Origin of the sequence: Streptomyces piniterrae (assembly GCF_005048155.1) — a bacterium.
Taxonomy (GTDB): Bacteria; Actinomycetota; Actinomycetes; order Streptomycetales; family Streptomycetaceae; genus Streptomyces; species Streptomyces piniterrae.
On record NZ_SUMB01000002.1, the window covers coordinates 819,154 to 837,449 of the forward strand.

The 18,296-nt window shown below is 68.7% G+C and carries 19 protein-coding genes; 13 read left to right on the plus strand and 6 right to left on the minus strand.

The genetic code is table 11. The features are described from left to right. Positions 1 to 870: 870 nt before the first annotated feature. The 4 genes from FCH28_RS07970 (at position 871) to FCH28_RS07990 (ending at position 4,692) form a co-directional block, all read left to right on the plus strand. Positions 871 to 1,542, plus strand: a complete 672-nt coding sequence (locus FCH28_RS07970) for a 4'-phosphopantetheinyl transferase family protein (RefSeq protein ID WP_136738971.1) — start codon at positions 871 to 873, stop codon at positions 1,540 to 1,542. A gap of 57 nt (positions 1,543 to 1,599) precedes the next feature. Continuing rightward, the gene (locus FCH28_RS07975; RefSeq protein ID WP_136738972.1) at positions 1,600 to 2,322 is read left to right on the plus strand and encodes a class I SAM-dependent methyltransferase; all 723 of its coding nucleotides are present in this window, start codon (positions 1,600 to 1,602) and stop codon (positions 2,320 to 2,322) included. A 556-nt stretch (positions 2,323 to 2,878) separates the two neighbouring features. Then, a complete protein-coding gene (locus FCH28_RS37980) occupies positions 2,879 to 3,652 on the plus strand; it encodes a hypothetical protein (RefSeq protein WP_169314084.1) in 774 nt (257 codons plus the stop codon). A 134-nt stretch (positions 3,653 to 3,786) separates the two neighbouring features. Continuing rightward, entirely contained in the window at positions 3,787 to 4,692 is a 906-nt protein-coding gene (locus FCH28_RS07990; RefSeq protein ID WP_222852396.1) for an aminoglycoside phosphotransferase family protein, read from the plus strand. Between the two features lie 16 nt (positions 4,693 to 4,708). On the opposite strand, the gene FCH28_RS07995 is transcribed toward FCH28_RS07990, so the two are convergent. Beyond that, the gene (locus tag FCH28_RS07995) at positions 4,709 to 5,260 is read right to left on the minus strand and encodes a YciI family protein (RefSeq protein ID WP_136738974.1); all 552 of its coding nucleotides are present in this window, start codon (positions 5,258 to 5,260) and stop codon (positions 4,709 to 4,711) included. Between the two features lie 153 nt (positions 5,261 to 5,413). Beyond that, positions 5,414 to 5,704: a helix-turn-helix domain-containing protein gene (locus FCH28_RS08000; RefSeq protein WP_136738975.1), complete on the minus strand. Its 291-nt coding sequence runs from the start codon at positions 5,702 to 5,704 to the stop codon at positions 5,414 to 5,416. A gap of 60 nt (positions 5,705 to 5,764) precedes the next feature. Between FCH28_RS08000 and map the strand changes: the two genes are divergently transcribed. Next, positions 5,765 to 6,532, plus strand: a complete 768-nt coding sequence (gene map / locus FCH28_RS08005; RefSeq protein ID WP_136738976.1) for a type I methionyl aminopeptidase — start codon at positions 5,765 to 5,767, stop codon at positions 6,530 to 6,532. A 169-nt stretch (positions 6,533 to 6,701) separates the two neighbouring features. Here the strand turns inward: map and FCH28_RS08010 are convergent, their stop codons facing one another. Next, complete coding sequence (locus FCH28_RS08010) at positions 6,702 to 7,181, minus strand: MarR family winged helix-turn-helix transcriptional regulator (protein ID WP_169314085.1); 480 nt, start codon at positions 7,179 to 7,181, stop codon at positions 6,702 to 6,704. Positions 7,182 to 7,304: 123 nt separating this feature from the next. Here FCH28_RS08010 and FCH28_RS08015 point away from each other — a divergent pair, with 123 nt between their 5' ends. Then, the gene (locus FCH28_RS08015) at positions 7,305 to 8,186 is read left to right on the plus strand and encodes an NmrA/HSCARG family protein (protein ID WP_136738978.1); all 882 of its coding nucleotides are present in this window, start codon (positions 7,305 to 7,307) and stop codon (positions 8,184 to 8,186) included. A gap of 103 nt (positions 8,187 to 8,289) precedes the next feature. Here the strand turns inward: FCH28_RS08015 and FCH28_RS08020 are convergent, their stop codons facing one another. Further along, positions 8,290 to 8,736, minus strand: coding sequence for a hypothetical protein (locus tag FCH28_RS08020; protein ID WP_136738979.1), 447 nt, complete (start codon positions 8,734 to 8,736; stop codon positions 8,290 to 8,292). Positions 8,737 to 8,981: 245 nt separating this feature from the next. On the opposite strand from FCH28_RS08020, the gene FCH28_RS08025 reads away from it, so the two are divergent. The 3 genes from FCH28_RS08025 to FCH28_RS08035 all read left to right on the plus strand — a co-directional run bounded on the left by FCH28_RS08025 (position 8,982) and on the right by FCH28_RS08035 (position 11,633). After that, positions 8,982 to 10,241 (plus strand): sensor histidine kinase, encoded by a 1,260-nt coding sequence (locus FCH28_RS08025; protein ID WP_136738980.1) that lies wholly within the window; start codon positions 8,982 to 8,984, stop codon positions 10,239 to 10,241. Next, positions 10,226 to 10,873: a response regulator transcription factor gene (locus tag FCH28_RS08030; RefSeq protein ID WP_136738981.1), complete on the plus strand. Its 648-nt coding sequence runs from the start codon at positions 10,226 to 10,228 to the stop codon at positions 10,871 to 10,873. Before FCH28_RS08025 ends, FCH28_RS08030 begins: the two co-directional genes overlap by 16 nt. Positions 10,874 to 10,982: 109 nt before the next feature. After that, positions 10,983 to 11,633 (plus strand): hypothetical protein, encoded by a 651-nt coding sequence (locus tag FCH28_RS08035; RefSeq protein WP_136738982.1) that lies wholly within the window; start codon positions 10,983 to 10,985, stop codon positions 11,631 to 11,633. Between the two features lie 66 nt (positions 11,634 to 11,699). Here the strand turns inward: FCH28_RS08035 and FCH28_RS08040 are convergent, their stop codons facing one another. Continuing rightward, positions 11,700 to 12,275 (minus strand): cysteine hydrolase family protein, encoded by a 576-nt coding sequence (locus FCH28_RS08040; RefSeq protein ID WP_246102511.1) that lies wholly within the window; start codon positions 12,273 to 12,275, stop codon positions 11,700 to 11,702. Positions 12,276 to 12,495: 220 nt separating this feature from the next. On the opposite strand from FCH28_RS08040, the gene FCH28_RS08045 reads away from it, so the two are divergent. Further along, positions 12,496 to 13,512, plus strand: a complete 1,017-nt coding sequence (locus FCH28_RS08045) for a GlxA family transcriptional regulator (RefSeq protein ID WP_136738984.1) — start codon at positions 12,496 to 12,498, stop codon at positions 13,510 to 13,512. Positions 13,513 to 13,554: 42 nt separating this feature from the next. Here FCH28_RS08045 and FCH28_RS38490 read toward each other — a convergent pair whose 3' ends face one another. Further along, complete coding sequence (locus tag FCH28_RS38490; RefSeq protein ID WP_187363777.1) at positions 13,555 to 13,794, minus strand: hypothetical protein; 240 nt, start codon at positions 13,792 to 13,794, stop codon at positions 13,555 to 13,557. A 217-nt stretch (positions 13,795 to 14,011) separates the two neighbouring features. Between FCH28_RS38490 and FCH28_RS08055 the strand changes: the two genes are divergently transcribed. The 3 genes from FCH28_RS08055 to FCH28_RS08065 all read left to right on the plus strand — a co-directional run bounded on the left by FCH28_RS08055 (position 14,012) and on the right by FCH28_RS08065 (position 18,183). Continuing rightward, positions 14,012 to 14,311 (plus strand): trypco2 family protein, encoded by a 300-nt coding sequence (locus tag FCH28_RS08055; RefSeq protein WP_136738985.1) that lies wholly within the window; start codon positions 14,012 to 14,014, stop codon positions 14,309 to 14,311. Continuing rightward, on the plus strand, positions 14,308 to 17,211 hold the full coding sequence (locus tag FCH28_RS08060; RefSeq protein WP_136738986.1) for an NACHT domain-containing protein: 2,904 nt from the start codon (positions 14,308 to 14,310) through the stop codon (positions 17,209 to 17,211). The genes FCH28_RS08055 and FCH28_RS08060 overlap by 4 nt, the downstream gene beginning before the upstream one ends. Positions 17,212 to 17,349: 138 nt before the next feature. After that, entirely contained in the window at positions 17,350 to 18,183 is an 834-nt protein-coding gene (locus FCH28_RS08065) for a DUF6801 domain-containing protein (RefSeq protein ID WP_136738987.1), read from the plus strand. The last annotated feature ends 113 nt before the right edge of the window (positions 18,184 to 18,296 follow it).

Below are 18,296 nucleotides of genomic sequence, written 5' to 3' on the forward strand. Positions count from 1 at the left end.
CGGGCGCTTCCCGGGAAGGGTGGCCCGCTCGGCCGGCCGGTCGGCGCAACGGCGCGCTCCTGGCCTCCGTGGACGGCACCGGCACCGAGTTCTCTCAGGCGCCGGGCGGTCGGTTCCTCGTAGCGGAACGAGATATTCGCGATGTCGTCACTGGCGTGGGACAGCAATTGGGACAGAAATGAGGACGCGGTCCGGTTCTTGTTGCTCCGTAAGTGAACAACGTTTGCCCTCGGGTGGGCGAATTCAACGAGAGGTAAGTTTCCTGCCGATTTGTTGATCACGGCGCCAGATAAGCTAAAGATCATTTTCTGTGGATCCCTTAAGCGCGGTGCGTTGAAGTGGCTCCAGAGGCGGGTTACTTGGTTCGTCCGGATCGTCCTCGTGTTCGAGAAGTTGATCACAGGCCCGTCTCGCGACACAAGTGTTGCCAGTTGTGACCTGGATCACTGCGCAAGCCCGGGTGGCGAAAATTCAGCCAAGGAAAGGCGGTGGCCTTCGGGGATTTAAAAGGTCGGGGTCAATGCGTTCTCAAGAAGTGATCTTGAGGAGCGTGAGGGCATGGTCGGGGAGACTCCTCGCCGAACGTCCCTCGTAGCGTGGAGTTCACGATTCCAGGGGAATTGAGACTCATGGTGGCCAAGCATCGATGTACGATGCCGAGTTCCCTGAGGGGCGGTACGCATCGCGATCGGGACGGGGAACTCATCGCCACCGTCACCACCAACGCGCCGGCTGGGCCTGGTACCGGGAGATGACCGAATATCGTCACCGGCCCCGGAACCCGTAGCCAGTCCTACAACGCACGGAGCAGATTTGACCACATCCGCCCGACCGAGCCTGCCCCCAGCCCACACCCGACGGGGCGTGGCCGTGATCAGAGGGATCCTGCCGGCCCCGGTGGCTTCCGCGGAGGTGTTCCGCGATCTGCCGCACGCGGTCCTCTTCCCCGGCGAGGAGGCCGCGATCCGAGGTGCACCGGAGGCGCGGCGCACCGAGTTCCGGACCGTCCGCCACTGCGCCCGCACGGCACTCGGTGAACTGGGCCTGGCTCCCGTCCCCATCCTGCCCGGGCCGCGCCGGGAACCGCAGTGGCCGGAGGGCATCGTCGGCAGCATGACGCACTGCGCGGGCTACCGGGCCGCCGCCGTGGCCCGCGCCGGCGACATAGCCTCCCTGGGCATCGACGCCGAGCCGCACGAGGCGCTGCCCGACGGCATGTTGCCGGCGGTGGCCCGGCCCGAGGAGGTCGACCGGCTCGCCGGGTTGTACGTCCGCCGCCCTGAAGTGCACTGGGACCGGCTCACCTTCAGCGCCAAGGAGTCGGTCTACAAGGCATGGTTCCCGCTCGCCCGTCGCTGGCTCGGCTTCCATGACGCGAGCCTGACCCTCCACCCCGACCGGCGGACGTTCGACGTCTCCCTGCACGACAACCGCCTGCCCCTCGGAGGACGGTCCCTGACCACCCTGAGCGGGCGGTGGACCGTCGAGGACGGCCTGATCGCCACGTGCGTGGTGGTCGACGCGGCAGCAGCCGCAGCCTGAGGGCCAGGCTCAATCACGCTCTATTTGCCGCGAGTTGAGGTGGCTACGGTGCCGCGCGTGGCCAACTCATACACCGCACTCTCGCAGCACTACGACCTCATCATGACCTCGGGCTACTACGACTACGGTGCCTATGCGCGCACACTCCTCGCCCAGCTCCGTGACCGTAAGGACGTCCTGGAACTCGGTGTCGGCACCGGACTGGTCTGCGAAACCCTGCTGGAGCTGTGCGGCGCCGACCTGCGAATCACCGGAATCGACCACACCGAGAGCATGCTCACCCAGGCGCGCGCCAGGCTCGGGGACCGGGTGCGGCTCATCTGGCAGGACGTCGTGGAGATGACGACCCCACCGACCTTCGACGCCGCCTACTCCGTCGGCGGCGTCTGGTACTGCGTTGAGGACGAGGGCAGCACCTTGTTCTGCAGCCACCTGCTGGCGGAGGACGACGAAACCCGGGCGCTCAAGAACCTCGCCGCCGCCCTCCGGCCCGGTGCGCCATTGCTGCTCGCAGTCCAGCAGGCCCACCGCGACTACCAGCGGCCGTTACCCGGCGGGCTGGTGTACGCCCAGGAAATCCGAGCCGCGGAGGAAGCCGTGGCGGAAAACCTGTACGTCAAGGACTACTTCGTCCGGCGGGACGACGAGGTCGTGGCGCACCAGCGCTGCCAGTTCCGCGCCTATCCGCAGAACCAGGCGGACCGGCTGCTGGCGCAGTGCGGTTTCCGCTTCCAGCACACGACCGCCAACGGCCTGATGCGCAGCTACGTCCGGCTGTAGGCCGCTCACCCGGGAACCAGGCGAGGCCCAAGCCAAGGTGATGCACATACGAAGGTGAGGCATAAGCCAGGTTGAGGCGCTCACCAAAGTGAGGTGCGAGATCCGACTCGTCGGCCGTAGCGTCCTGGGATGAGCAGCTTCACCACGCACCGGAGACGGGTCCACGACAGGGTTCTGCCTGCGCGCGTGCGGCACATCCCGAAGGAGAGCTGCCCGCAGTGGTGGACCAGGTCCTGCGTTCGTCAGTCCCTCCCGGAGACACGGCTGCCCTGACGTGCCGAGTGTGCGAGGGCCGGGACAACACCCGAGCCTGGTTCGACGGCTCCTACTGGGTCCATCAGCTGTGCCGGGTCTGCGGGGTCAGCCTGGCGGTCGAACGCGCTGAGGCAAGAGCATCCACGGCCGCCGGCCTTACCGTCACCGAACGGTTCACGCCAGACCTCGCAAACCGGTGGCCCGCTTTGTTACCGCCTCGTAGTGTCGGGGCGTCTTGGTGCTGCACCGGCCGGAACCCACCAGTCGAGAAGAGCCCGGGACAAGGGGGAGCAACTCGTTGATGAGTCACACCAAGCGCGCCGCGGCCTCGGGGCTTACGGCGTTCGCCTTTCTCGGCACCTGTGCGGCGGCGGCGACGGCCACTCCGGAGCGGAGTGTGAAGCACGCGCTGACGACCATCGTCGGCACCGTCACGACCAGCACTGTCACGGCCGGCGCCGTCACGACCCGTACCGGCACGGCCAACCCCGGCACCGCCAACCCCGTTACGACCAGTGGGGCGACGTCGACGGCCGGGCAGCTCGTGTGCGGGGAACCGGTCATCAAGAGCGACGAGTTCATTCGTACCTTCAAGTGCGAGACGCTGGACGCCGAGATCGAGGTGGTCAGGATTGTCGATGGGGTGCCGAAACACGAAGGCACCGCGTTCTTCCGGATCCAGGACGAGATGCGGCTCAACATTGGGCAGACCACCTGGGAGGAGAAGCTGACCGTCTCCAAGGTCCGGCTGGTCGGCAAGGCCGACGGCATCCGGATCACGCCCAGCCACTCCGCCGGCGGAGCCTCGGCGAGCGCCGGTGGCGCGCTGGCACATCCCTTTGTCCTCAGCGAGGGATCGACACACTCCGGCACCGTGACCTACAACGCCGGAGCCATCGCCGGGGGAACGAAGGAGAAGAGCCAGCTCAGCCACACCAACCCCAGCCACACCTTCACCGGCACGAAGGCCGGATACACCCCGGCCCGGCTGACGTGGAAGTTCGAGAAGGCTCGCTGCGACGACATGTGCGGTGAGGACGCTCAGCATCATGATGGGGCCCTGATCACGGAGTGATCCTGATGTGGCCGCCCCGGTGCTGGTCTCCTGTGCCGAACCAGCAGCCGGGGCGCCGCGTCCGCGCCTGACGAGTCCGGCCGTCGGGAAAAGCGTTTGACGCACATCGGCGTCCGGCGATCGGATAGCGCCCCATGAGCGCAGGGCCCTCCCAGATGCATCCCGGCCAACACCCCATCGACGACGACCTCGTACGGCGGCTGGTCGCCGGGCAGTTCCCGCAGTGGGCGGGGCTGATGGTCAAGCGGCTTCCGTCCGCCGGCACGGTCAACGCCATGTACCGGCTGGGCGACGGCATGCTCGTACGGCTGCCGCTGGTGAAGGGCGGAGCGGGGGACATATCGATGGAGCAGGAGTGGCTGCCCCGCCTCGCACCCCGACTGCCCACGGCCATCCCCGAGGTGCTCGGGGCCGGGGAGCCCGCCGAGGGGTACCCGTGGCCGTGGTCGGTGTACCGGTGGCTGGCGGGGGAGAACCCCGAGGTGGGGGCGTTGGGCGAGCCCGTGCCGCTGGCCGAGGATCTGGCCGGGTTCGTGGCGGCGATGTGGAGCGTCACCCTGCCCGGCGCGCCGGCGGCCCACCGTGGCGGGCCACTCGCCTCGCTCGACGCGTCGACCCGTGCAGCGATCGAGGAACTGCGCGGGATTCCGGAGGAGGCCATCGACTGCGATGCCGTGACCCTCGTGTGGGAGGACGCGCTCCGGGCCCCGGCCTGGGACGCGCCGCCCGTGTGGCTGCATGCGGATCTGATGCCGGGCAATCTGCTGGTGGACGGTGGCAGGCTGACCTCGGTGATCGACTTCGGGTGCATGGGGGTGGGCGATCCGGCCTGCGATCTGTTTCCGGCGTGGAATCTGCTGCCGGCCGCCGCACGGGAGGTCTTCCGCGAGGCGCTCGGTGTGGATGACGCGACCTGGAACCGTGGCCGGGGCCGGACGCTCTCGCAGGCGCTGATCGCGCTGCCGTACTACCGGAGGACGAATCCGGCGATGGCGCACAACGCCCGGCATGTGATCCGGGCGGTACTGGGGGAACGGTGAGGGGCGAGTCCGTGGTTCATGACTCTCGCCCGCCGAACTGCCAGTCGTGGACCTCCACTTCGGCGTACCGGTCCGGGTTCAGGACGGCACGTGCGGTGTCCGGGTCCGAGGCCCGTATCAGCACCGCCGTACCCAGCCACGTGGCGCCGTCATCGGACAGCAGCGGACCGTATGCGATCAGGTCGTCCCGGTCGTGCGGCACGGCGAGGTCGGCGGGCTGCCCCGCGCCGAGGCCGAGCACCAGGTACCGGTTGCCGCCGTCCCGGCCACCAGGGAAATCCCACATCGTGCGCCCCAGCATGTTGCGCCACCGGCGCAGCAGCACGTCCCGGTACACGCCGGCCTGGTAGTTGGGCTCGTCGAAGGCGAACGCGCGGGCGGCGGCGGGATCCGGCAGGTCGAGGATGTGCACGCTGCCGGTGGGCGTATCGCCGTCGCTGGCGAAGGTCGGGCCGCGAGCGATCATCTCCGCTGCGTACTCGTCCATGTAGGACCAGTGGTTCTCCAGCAGCTCGTCGCGCAACGGGAGGGAGCCGGGCCGATCGCGGTGGTAACAGAAGAACTCCATGCGCCCAGACTCTTCCCGACATACGGCAGCATCTCAACCGGCTTTGGTGACGGTGACCGGCGGCGATGACCGCACGCGTTGAGGATCGTCCATGCCGGGGGAGGATCAACCCGCCGTCGAGCATGTCGGGGGAGTCTCAACCCGTCTTCGAGCTCACGCCGAGAGCGCCTGCTCACCGTAGTCGCCGTCCTGGCAGTCGCCGGCCTGCGCACAAGCGGCGGCCAGTTCGTCCAAGGAGACTTCCAGTGCCGCGGCCAGAGCGGCCACAGTGAAGAACGCCGGAGTCGGCGCCCGACCGGTCTCGATCTTGCGCAGCGTCTCCGCCGACACCCCTGCCGCCGCAGCGACCTCCACCATGCTGCGGTCGCCGCGCGCCTGGCGCAGCAGCGCGCCGAACTGCTCTCCGCGCTGTCGTTCCCAAGGAGTCAAAGGAGTTCTCACCATACCCGTGATACTAATACCGGTATAAGAATTGGTGCACGGCAAGGCAGGGAGTCGCACGACATGGTGGAGATCAAGACCGATGCGGAGCTGGATGCGATGCGGGAGGCCGGGCGCGTCGTGGCCCATGCCCTCGCCGCCGCCCGGGAAGCGGCGGGCATCGGGGTGTCACTACAGGAGCTGGACGAGGCGGCCCGCGCCGTTCTGCGGAAGGCCGGGGCGAGCTCGCCCTTCCTCGGGTACCAGCCCTCCTTCGCCCCCACGCCTTTCCCCGCGGTGATCTGCACGTCGGTCAACGACGCCATCGTCCATGGCGTCCCCACCGACTACCGCCTGTGTGACGGTGACCTGGTCAGCGTCGACTGCGGCGCGGAACTCGACGGCTGGACCGGTGACGCCGCCATCAGCTTCATTGTCGGCACCCCGCGCCCCGCCGACGTGGAGCTGATCAACGCCACCCAGCGCGCTCTCGACGCCGGCATCGCCGCGGCCACCTCCGGCAATCGGATAGGCGACATCTCGCACGCCATCGGCGCCGTCGCCCGATCGGCACGCTGTGGCATGCCCGCGGACTTCGGCGGCCACGGCATCGGCCGCCGGATGCACGAAGACCCGCATGTCCCCAACCGAGGACGCCCCCGCCGCGGCTTCCCCCTCCGACACGGCCTGACCCTCGCCATCGAACCGATGCTCATGGCCGGCGGACGCGACGACTACCGCACCGGCGGCGACGGTTGGACGCTGCACACCGTCGACGGCAGCCGGGCGGCCCATATCGAGCACACCGTGGCCATCACCGAAGAGGGGCCGCGCATTCTGACGCTGCCCTGATGCGGAGGGTTGGGCGGTGAACCGGCGCAGCACCGACGACCTTTCGTGAATCCGTCGACCCCTCGTGAAGCCGACCAACCTCACCTGAAGCCGACCAGCCTCACGTGAACCCCGCGGGTCGTGCGAACCCGCGGCTCCGTGAACCCGGCGGGCCCCGCGGGCCCCGTTCTCAGTCCGGCTTCGGCCGGGAGCGCAGGTGTCGCATCTGTGCGTGGCTGAGGTCGTGCGCCTCTCGCATGTGACGGGTGATCACCTTGAGCTCGTCCTCGGTGTGGCCGTCGAGAAGTGCCTGCCAGGCCGGAAAGAGGTCGTCCCACACCGCCGCGACGCGGGCGACGCGATCCGGCACCGGGGCGACCAGCACCCGGCGGCGATCCTGCTCGTCGGGTTCACGGACCACGTAGCCGCCACGTTGGAGCCGGTCCACGAGACGGGTTGCCGAGCCTGTGGTCAGGCCCGTCATATCGGCGATCTGCCTGACGGTGAGCGGCTCGGGCTCGGCCGTCAGCAGGCTCAGGCACTGCACGTCTGTCGGGTGCAGTCCGAGGTGGTCGGCGACGGCCTGGTTGAACAGTACGTACGCCGCCATGCAGCGGCGGGACTCCAGCAACAACTCGTCGTACAACCGGGTCCGAGGCGAGTCCGTCATCTGGATCACACTCCTAATCACTGCGCGACGCAGCAATATCGTCTACTCTTCTGCGTGACGCATTAACTGCGTCACGCAGCTAGTTTACCTCTATCCGTCTCCATCTCCAGGAGTTGAGAAACCATGCTCACTGTCGCCGTCACCGGAGCCACCGGAGCCCAGGGCGGGGCCACCGCCCGCGCTCTGCTGGCCGCCGGCCACCGGGTGCGCGCCCTCACCCGCCGCCCCGACTCGCCCGCCGCCGACGACCTGCGCCGCCTCGGCGCCGATGTGCGCCACGCGGACTTCGACGACGCCGCCTCCCTCGACGCCGCACTCGCCGGCGCCGACTCCCTCTTCGCGGTCACCACCCCGTTCGGCACCGACACCGCCGCCGAAACCCGGCAGGGAACGGCCCTCGTGGACGCCGCGACAGCCGCCCGCCTCGGGCACATCGTGTTCACCTCCGCCGCCCATGCCGACCGCGGCACCGGTGTCCCGCACTACGAGAGCAAGCACCTGGTCGAGCGGCATCTGCGCGCATCCGGCGTGCCCTGGACGGTGATCGCTCCGGCGGCGTTCATGGACAACTACACCGGCGGCTGGACCCTTGACGGGCTGCGCGACGGCACCTTCGGCTGGCCCATGCCCGACGACCGGCCGTTCGCTCTCATCCCCGCCGTCGACATCGGAGCGTTCGCCGCGCTGGTCCTCCAGCGCGGCGACGAGTTCACCGGACGACGCATCGACATCGCCTCCGACGAACGGACTCCCGGCCAGATCGCGGAGGCCCTCACGGCGGCTGTCGGCCGTCCGATCGCCCACAAGGAGGTGCCGCTGGCCCACGTCCGGACCCGGTCCACCGACCTGGCCGCCATGTTCGAGTACTTCACCACCTGCGGCCTCGACGTCGATGTCGCCGGACTGCGCCGCGACTACCCCGAAGTCGGCTGGCACAGCTTCACCGACTGGGCCGCAGGCCAGGACTGGACCGCGCTCCTGTCTTCCGCGCCGACGCATGCGTGACATTCCTCGACCGGCCCGTAGGCAACGCGGAAACCGACCCACCGGGCCTGACGGCCGAACCCGGTAGGACCGGGGCGTCATCGGCGGTCGGCTGTCCGGGAGTTCAGCCCGACTTGGCGAAAGCGGCGCGCAGACCGGCTCCGTTGACGAGGAAAGCGGATGCGCCGAGGGCGAGGGCGCAAGCCACCTGCATCACGACGAACCACGGCGGAAGGGCACCCGGGATCATGTCGATGGCGATGATCGCGATCGGCACGATGACGGAGATGAGGCGCATGCGGAGATAGGCCCAGCGCGCTCCCCGCGAGGCGAGGACGGTCAGCCAGTAGGTCACCGCGGCGCTCGCGAGCACTCCGGCTGATCGGCCCCACATGAACGAGGTCACCGTTCGTCCGGTGACCGCGAGGACGACGACCGTGATGAGGACCGCGGCGCTGAGCGCGCCATAGGCCGCGACCAGGAACTTCGCCTTGCCGAAGGTTCGTTGGGCGTCCGGGTGGCTGTAGTGGGCGGGGGCGTTCTCGGCCGTGGTGGGGCTGGCGGTTTCCATGTCTCTCTTCGTCCTCTTCACTCGTGTTCTTCGCTCATGCCGTCGCGACTCAAGCCGTCTGGACTCATGCCGACTGGACTCATGTCGTCTGGCGTGATGTCGACGCTAGGGAGCGCATGGGGGGTGCGGTATGGGCCTGGACGTAAGGGTGGGTGGGTCCAGACCTACTTCCGCGCTGAACGAGGGGGCATCGGGCGCCGCGCGGTGCAGAGTTGGGGCACCGAACGGGAAGCGAAGGAAACAACATGAGACAGCTGGGTTCGTGGCCGGCACGCGCCGGTGTGGGGTTTGTGCGGGCGTGCGTCGTGGCGGCCGTCAGCATGCTGGTCCCGGCCGTGTGGGCCGCTGCGGTGGCGCTGGGGATCTGGTGGGGGGCGGGAAACCCGTGGTCGTGGGTAGCGCCGTTCGTGCTGGTGGCAGTGGGCACGCTCGCCCTGTCCCGCCCGGTCTGCCGGATGTTCCGGTTCCTCGTCGCGCGGTGGACGGCCACCGTCATTCCCGCCGGATACCGGAAGGCCCCGCCGGTGACGCAGCTGTCCACCGGGTACTGGTGGAACGGTTTCTCCTACGAGCGCAGCAGTCGGGACGCCCGCATGGACCAGGGGTGGCGAATCCGCTGGAGCGATCCGGCCAACTGGCGTGACCTGCGCTTCACGGCGATCGCACCGATCACCGTGGGCGTGATCGCGGCCGTCCCGCCGGCCGGACTCGCGGGAGCGGTCATCGGGCTGTCCCAGCCGGCACTCCCCGCGCGTGCCCTCGGGCTGCTCGGACTGGTCGTGGCCGTCGCCGGTGCCCCGTACGCCTGGCGGTCCGTCGAGCCGGTCACCGCCCGCTTCCTGCGTGCGTCGCCCGCGATGGTCCTCGCGGACCGGGTGGAGGAGCTGACGGCCCAGCGCGCGGACACGACCGTCGCACAGGCCGCCGAGATCCGCCGGATCGAACGGGACCTGCACGACGGGGCGCAGGCCCGCCTCGTCGGGCTCGGGCTCTCGCTGGCGACCGCGGAGAAGCTGATGGAAACCGACCCCGAGCAGGCCAGGGCGCTGATGCGGGAAGCGCGGTCCGGCGCCGCCACCTCACTGACCGAGCTCCGCGAACTGGTCAAGGGCATCAACCCGCCGGTGCTGACCGAGCGAGGGCTCGTCGATGCCGTTCGCGCCCTCGCCCTGGACAGCCCGCTCGAAGCGGCCGTCAGCGCCGACGTGCAGCTGCACCTGGACCCGCCGATCGAGTCCGCCGTGTACTTCGGAATCGCCGAAGTGCTGACCAACGCGGTCAAACACGCCCGTGCGACCCGGGCGCGGATCTCCCTCACCCGGGACGACACCGGCATCGTCGTCGACGTGGAGGACAACGGCCGGGGTGGGGCCGGTCTGCGCACCGGCGGTGGACTCGCGGGGCTGCGCCGCCGCCTGGCGGTCTTCGACGGCATTCTGGAGATCACCAGCCCGGTAGGCGGTCCGACCCGCGTGAGGATGATGGTGCCGTGCGAATCGTTGTAGCCGAAGACCTCTACCTCCTGCGCGACGGGATGGTCCGCCTCATCGAGGCGTGCGGACACCAGGTGGTGGCGACGGCGACCACCGGGCCCGAGACGCTCGACGCGCTGCTGACATGGCGGCCGGACGTTTCCATCGTCGACGTCCGTATGCCGCCGACCCAGTCGGACGAGGGCCTGCGCGCGGCTCTTGCCGCCCGCGCCGAACTGCCCGGACTGCCGGTCCTGATCCTCTCCCAGCACGTTGAACAGCTCTATGCCCGCGAGCTCTTGGCCGATGGCGGCGGTGGCATCGGCTACTTCCTCAAGGAGAGCGTCTTCGACGCCGATCAGTTCATCGATGCCGTGGAACGCGTCGCCGGTGGCGGGACCGCCATGGACCCCGCCGTCATCGCCAAACTGCTGTCCAGCGGGTCCTCGAACCGACGACTCGGAGGGCTCACCGAACGCGAACACGCCGTGCTCGCCCTCATGGCCCAAGGACTGTCCAATCGGGCGATCGGCGAGCGGCTCTTCCTCAGCGAAAGCGCCATCAGCAAATACACCACCTCCATGTTCGGCAAACTCGGCATCGTCGACGACGACAACAACAACCGCCGCGTCCTCGCCGTCCTCACCTACCTGAACGAGCCCTGACGTACGCAGCGCACGAAGTCGGGGCACCCGCCCGGTGGGTTGGCCTAGCGTGGACGCCGTTTCGGGCATCGTGCCCGGAGCGGCGTTGCGCTGTGGGGGAGGGGTGCACATGGGCAAGGGCAAGAGCATGGGGATGGGCAAGAGCATGGGGATGGGCAAGAGCAGGGGCATGGGCCAGGACCGCTATATGTCCTCGTACGAGCCGCTGGGAGACCGGGAGGCGGACACCGGGGCGCGGCATGCGGAGGACCAGGCGGTGGCCCGGTTTCTCCAGAGCGTCTCGGACATGGCGTTCAAAGCCGGGCCGCTGGGGATCGAGCTGACGCACCTGGACGTCGCCGGCCGGACGTTCGCCTTCCGTGAGATGCCCGAGGCCGATCCTCGGGGCCTGGCCGGCGCGGCCGGTGCGGTGCCGGTGGACGATGCGGAGCGCGGCGAGATGCTGTGGGTGCCGGATCCGGCTTCTCCGGCGTGGGCGCATCTGGCGTGGCTGGTGCGGGAACTGCCGTTTCTCCACACGTTCAGGGAGTACGGTCCCGAGGGCGGCCCGGAGCTGTGCGGGGTGGATGCGCCGTCGCGTGAGTGGGCGGATGTGCTGGTGGCGCATCGGGGGGAGCGGTGGCGGGTCCGGGTGGCGCTGGAGGGCCGCACGGAGCCGATCGAATTTCCCGGGATGGTGATCGGGGAACTGTTCGGTGCGGGCGGACACCGCGAGCGGGTGGTGAAAGGGGCACCGAATCTGGTGGATTCGGGGATCTAGGCGTGCTGATGGCCCGGCCGTCCGGGGGCTGGAAAACGAAGGCGGAATCATGAAGCTCGGCCACGCTCAGCTCAGTGACGAGCCGGACGGGACGACGATCCCGTAGAGGTCGGCGATGGTGGCGAGCGCACTGTGGTGGATCTGTTCCGCGGACAGGTCGGACAGCACCGTCCGGAGAGGCCGGGTCGCGCAGGCGTCGGCGACTACGGTGGGCTGGTTGCCACGCAGGAAGGCACCTTCCGCGGTGAAGGTCACGCACATGTGGGTCATGAACCCGGCGATGATGACGTTCTTGTTGCCGGCGGCGTCGAGGTGGTCGCCCAGATCGGTGCCGACGAACGCGTTGGGAGCGGTCTTGACGACGACGGGTTCGCCCTCGACAGGAGCCACGCGGGGGTGGATCTGGCCTATTTCGGCCTGGATGTCGTACGGGCTTCCTGCGCCGCCGTCGTTCATGACATGGATGACCTTCGTCCCGGCCTCCCGGGCCCTGGCCAGCAACGCGGCGGCGGCGTCGAGGGCGGGATCCCAACCCGTCAGCTCCATCACGCCCGTGGTGTAGGTGTTCTGATAGTCGATCAGGATCAGTGTCGCATCGGTCAGCGATGCCGGGGTCTCGTCGAAACCGTTGAGCTCACGCAAGGTCGTGGTAGCCGTTGCGGTCGTCGTAGTCGTGGTCGTTGCGGGTGTCGTGGTCATTGAACTGCCTTCCAGGAGCGCTGTGTTGCAGGGTTCGGGCCACCACGTGGTGGTGACGTCTTGAACGCTACGACCCACCAGGCGTGTCGGCAATGTCATCTAACATGCAGATACAGACATCGCCCGCGGCGCCGGACCGCCGGCACCGACCGAACGGAGAGCAATGAGCACCGTCAAACGACTCGTTGTCGTCATCCTCTTCGACGGCGTGGACCTGCTGGACGTCACAGGTCCACCGGAGGTGTTCTCCCTGCTGCAACGTGAGGTGGGCGACGAGACGGGTTACGAGGTCGTGCTGGCCGCCGAGACCATGGCCCCCGTCACCACCTCGGCCGGGGTGCGGGTCCTGCCCGACACCACCTTCCAGGAGGTGTCCGTGCGACGTATCGACACCCTCCTGGTTCCCGGCTCCGTCGAGGTCGACGGCCAACGCCGTGTCCAAGCCCTCACCGACCCCGCGGTGGTGGAATGGGTGAAGTCACTCGCCGGCACGACACGGCGCGTCGCATCCGTCTGTGTGGGAGCACATCTCCTCGCGGCCGCAGGGCTGCTGGACGGCAAGCGCGCCACGACCCACTGGTCGACCGCGCAGCAACTCGCCACCGATTACCCGTCGATCGAGGTCGACGCCGATCCGATCTTCATCCGCGACCACGACGTATGGACCGGCGCGGGCATCAGCGCCTGCCTCGACCTGTCGCTCGCCCTCGTTGCCGACGACTTCGGGGAGGCCACCGCGCTACGCGTCGCCCGGCAGCTCGTGATGTACCTGAAACGGCCAAGCGGGCAAAGCCAGTTCAGTGTCCCGCTCGAACCCGTCTCGACGACGCGACGCATGGAGGATCTCCGCCACTACATCACGAGGAACATCGCCGGGCGGCTCACGGTCGGCGACCTCGCCGATCATGCGCATGTGAGCGAACGGCAGGTGACCCGCATCTTCAAGACCGAACTCGGCATGACCCCGGCCGCCTACATCGAGTCGGCCCGCGTCGAAGTCGCACGCAACCAACTTGAATCCACGGATGCCACACTCGAACGCATCGCATCCACCTGCGGTTTCCACACGACCGACACCCTTATCCGGGCGTTCCGCAGGAAACTCAACACGACGCCGACGGAGTACCGGAACCGCTTCCGGCATTCGAGGGGGGAGGCGTTTCCTTGCGGAAGTGCGTGAGTGGGAGCGGGAGAGTGGGAGTGTGTGAACCGACTACCTGAGTCACAGGCCGAGGAGACGGCCGATCACTCCGAGGTGGGCCTCCTCTGGTTCCTCGTTCGCGGCAGGAGCGGGGGCAGGACCGGAGGCAGGGGCGCCCGACGCCCCGGGACCCGGAGCGGGGGCGGGGGCGGGAGCGGAGTTGGTGGATGCCGCACCGTCATCGGCGGCGGCGGTACCCGCGCCGCCGAGCAGGGCGGCAGTGGTCAGGGCAACTGCGAAGAGCGTGGTGCGGCGACGCATGAATCCTCCTGAAAGTCGAGACATTGATCAGCCTCTGTACTTCCCCTCACCGTCGCCGAGATATGACGCATACTCAAAGATCACCCCACTGGACCCTTGCAGCGTGTTTTCTTCGCTGTTCGCCGTTCGCCACCGCCGTTCCCGAGTACGACCCCAAGGCACCGCATCACCGGACTACAGTCCTCGGTAACCGAAGGTCTCGACGAAGGGACGTGGAGTGATCGAGTTAGCCAGTGTGATCAAGGACCTACGGGAGGAACTGGAGCGCGCGGTCGCCGCGGCGGAGGGTGAGGCACTGCGCTTCGAGTTGGGGACGATCGAGCTGGAGGTGTCGGTCGCTCTGGAGCGCACCGGGCACGCGGGGGCGAAGGTACGGTTCTGGGTGGTGGAGTCCGGTGCGGACGCGACGGTGGCCGCCGCCTCGACCCAACGCATCACACTGGCCTTGCAGCCGACCCTGGCAGGGGAGCGTCCGGCGGTGTTCATCTCGGGTTCCCCTGACAAGCACGAGCGATGAACCCTGCGGACAGCAGGGCGGCCGCGCCGGCCGGACTTGAGCTACGGCGAGTGGTCCAGGTCCTCACCGAACTCCGCGCGGGCGCGGCGCGGCGCGGGTCGGGCTACCGGGTGAGTGGGGACGCGGTGCTCACCGCCGCGCATGTGGTGAGTGACGCGGAGTCCGTACAGCTGCGTTTTCTCACCGAGGACGGCGACATCACGGAGTTACCCGGCGAGCCGGTCTGGGCGGACTCCACCGCGGATATCGCGGTGCTCAGGATCGCCGGCGACCCGAGCCCCGGCGGATCGGCCACCGCCGAGGTTCCGCCGGTGCGGTTCGGCCGGGTAACCCGGCCCGTGGACTGCGAAGCGCTGGGATTCCCCAGGTTCAAGCTGCGTCCCGATGCCGCGTCGGCGGACGGCGCGGATCCCACCTGGTACCGGGATTCCCACCACGCGCGCGGCGAGACCACCCCGTTGTCGAATCTGCGCGCGGGCAGCCTGGAGATCTCCGTGGATCCTCCCGAGTACGACCCCGAACGGGGCCGCTCCCCTTGGGAGGGGATGTCGGGCGCCGCGGTGTGCAGCGGCGGGTGTGTGATCGGGGTGGTCAGCGAGCATCACCGCTCCGACGGGCTCGGCCGGCTCGCGGCAAGCCAGGTGAAGCGCTGGTACCGCCTCACCCAGGCCCAGATCGACGAACTCAACGAGCTGATCGGCCTGCCGGCCCACGCCGACGAACTCACCCAGCTCCCGCCTCCGCAGCTCTCACCCCCGACGCCGGATACACCGAATCCGGATACACCGAAACCGGACGACGCGCCGGAAGTGCAGGAGGCGGCCAGGAGACTCGCCCGCGACGTGGACAAGCAATGGCGCCACGAGAGGAAGCTGCGGCAGGTCTACGAGCCCTTCCCGCTCGCCGTGCGCTTCGGGTGCACCGAGCGGAATGTGTTCGATCACTGGGCCAACATCCTCCGGACACCGCCCGGGACGGACCCTGATCCCCTTCCGCTGGACGATCGGCTCGACGGGATCGTGGCGGTGTACAAGTCCATCCCGTCCTCTCGGCTGGTGGTGTTGGGCGAGGCCGGGTCGGGCAAGACGATCCTGACTCTGCGATTCGTCCTCGATCTGCTGAACGCCCGCGCCCCCGGCGACCGGGTACCGGTGATCTTCGGTCTGGGTTCATGGGATCCGACCGGCACCTCCCTCGACGACTGGATGTGCGACCAACTCGTACGCGATTACCCCTTCCTGGCGGCTCCGGCGGAGCAGGGTGGCAATCTGGCCGACGTCCTGCTCGACGAGGACAAGATCCTTCCCGTTCTCGACGGTTTCGACGAGATCGCAAGCGGCCTGCACGGGGCGGCTCTCCGGGCGTTCAACCACACCAGCACGCCGCTGCTGCTCACCAGCCGCCCCGCGGAATACAGCCGGGCCGTGGCGGAAACCCGGGTGCTCGCCCGCGCCGCCGTCATCGAGCTGGCGGACCTCACCGTCGACGACTACGCCGCCTATCTGCACCGGGCCGCCCGCCCGGTCAGAGACAGCGGCGAGGACCGTAGCGACTGGGAACCCGTACTGGACCAGCTGCGCGAAGAGCCGCGCAGCGCGGGCGCGGCGAACCTCGCCGAGGTGCTCACCACCCCGCTGATGGTCGGCCTGGCCCGCACCATCTACAGCGGAACTCCCGGACACCACCCCTCAGAACTTCTGGACACCGAGCGGTTCACATCCGCCAAAGCCCTGCAGGACCATCTCCTGGCGGCCTTCCTCCCCGCCGTCTACGACCCCACACCGACCCGCCGCGGAATCAGCCGACGGTGTCGCTGGAAACCCGAACGTGCCGAGCGCTGGCTCGGCTACCTCGCCACACATCTGGACGGACTCAGCACCCCGGAACGGAGGGTCCACAACCTCGCCTGGTGGGAACTGGGCACCACCATGCGCCGCTCCTCCCGCATGCTCATAGTCGGGTTCCTGGCCGCACTGGCCCTCGGGGTGCCGACCGGGATCGGGAACCTGCCCGTCGACTTGGTGGCGACTCAATACGGGTTCGAGTTCGCGCTGGTACGGGGCCTCCTGGTCGGACTTCTGCACGGGCTCGTCGCCGGGCTGGTCTTCGGAGTGGTGTACGGGGCCACGTCCCGAGGCGGGCCGGTCGAGCCGTCGCGCCTGCGCATCCAGATCTTCGGCGGGAGCAGCGAGCGGAACGCCAGGTTCGCCTCCAGATTCCTGCTGGGGCTCAAGTTCGGCGTCCCTGCCGCGCTCGTGCTGGTGCTCATCGACAGGGGCGTGGTCGGCCTGCTGGGGTTCGACGACGGACTCGGTGGCGGACTCACGGGCGCCGTCCTGTTCCCGCTCGAACTCGGGCTCGGGGCCGGGCTCGTGCTCGGAATCATGGCCTGGCTCGAAGCTCCCATCGACCTCGGAAGCGCGGTGAGCGCCTCGGACCTGTTGAGCACGAACCGCAAGAACGTGGTCTTCCATATGCTCGTGTGGATGCTGGTGCTCGGAGTCCCGGCCGGGCTCGGCATCGGTCTCACGGACGTGCCGGTCCGCGGCCTGCCGGCCGGACCTGTCCGTGGGGTCCTGGTGGGCCTCGTGTTCGGGCTGGAGGCGGCGTTCGGCGGCGGTCTCGGGTACGGGCTGAGTTTCACCGCATGGGGCCAGTGGGTGGCCCTGTCGCGTATCTGGTTGCCGCTGACCGGCCGGCTGCCCTGGGCGGTGATCGCTTTCCTGGACGACGCCCACCAGCGGGGGGTGTTGCGCAAAGCCGGCGCGGTCTACCAGTTCCGCCACGCTCGACTGCAGATCCATCTGGCCCGCGTCTTCCAGGCGCACCACACCCCGCACCGACCGACTTCGCCGGACGTGTCGAACCCGGAACCGTCCGTGACCGGAACGGCGTCTTGATACCAGGGAGACCGGACACCGATTCCGGGACCCCTGATACCGGAAGTACCCGACAGTCGCATACCGATGGAAAGTGCAGAGGAACAACTCACGGGGTGGTGGCGTATGACTGCCAAGCACAGGACGAGAAAGCCAGGGGTGAGGACGGCCCTCGGGGTCGCGACGGCGTTGGGAACCGCCGTCGGGGTCGTCGGAGTCACCGGAGCCGGCACCGCGGCCGCGCAACAGGTTTCGCGCACCCTGAGATACACCTGCGACGTTCCCATGCTCGGCGACCAGCCCTTCACGGCGAAGATCGACGCGGATATCCCGGAGTCGGTCGAGGTCGGCGAGCCCAGCCGGAAATTCGCCATCGAAGCGGGGACGACGGTGGACGCGGAGCTCACACCGCTGCTCGACCGGATCGGTGTGAAGTCCGTTGAGGGCACGGTGAACGCGAAGATCGGAGTGACCGCGCCGCAGGGCAACAGGCACCTCACGGTGCCCCTCGACATCGCCAGGACTCCCGTCCCGGCATCCGGTTCGTTCACCGTCACAGGGACCGGATCCGCGCCCGCTCTCACATTCCGTCAGCCGGGCCACGGACGCATCACCGTCGGCGACATCGGCGTGCACGTCGTCGGACGGAAGGCCGACGGCGACGTGCGGGGCAAGGTCGACGTGCGATGCACGCTGGACGACGGGCAGAACGACGTGGTGGGGTCGTTCGAGATCACGGGGGCCGGGACGGGGACGACGACCGGCTCGACGACGTCGGGCACGTCAGGCACGTCGGGTTCGGATTCCGAGGGCACGGACTCCAACGGCACACACGCCAAAGACCCGACCTCGGACGGCGGCACCATCGCGAACACCGGCGAGGACACCAGCGACCTGATTCTGCCGGCCGCCGGCATTCTCGTCGCGGGCGTCGTCGCCTTCTTCCTCGGCTCACGACTGAAGAAGCGCGGCCGCGCCGGTGACGACGGCTGAGGCGACCTGTTCTCATGGTCGTTGACGGAGAGCGGGTGGGCCGGGGGATCACCCCCGGCCTTCCGCTTGTTCCACAGGCGACTGGTTCCGCAGTCGACTTGTTCCACACCCGA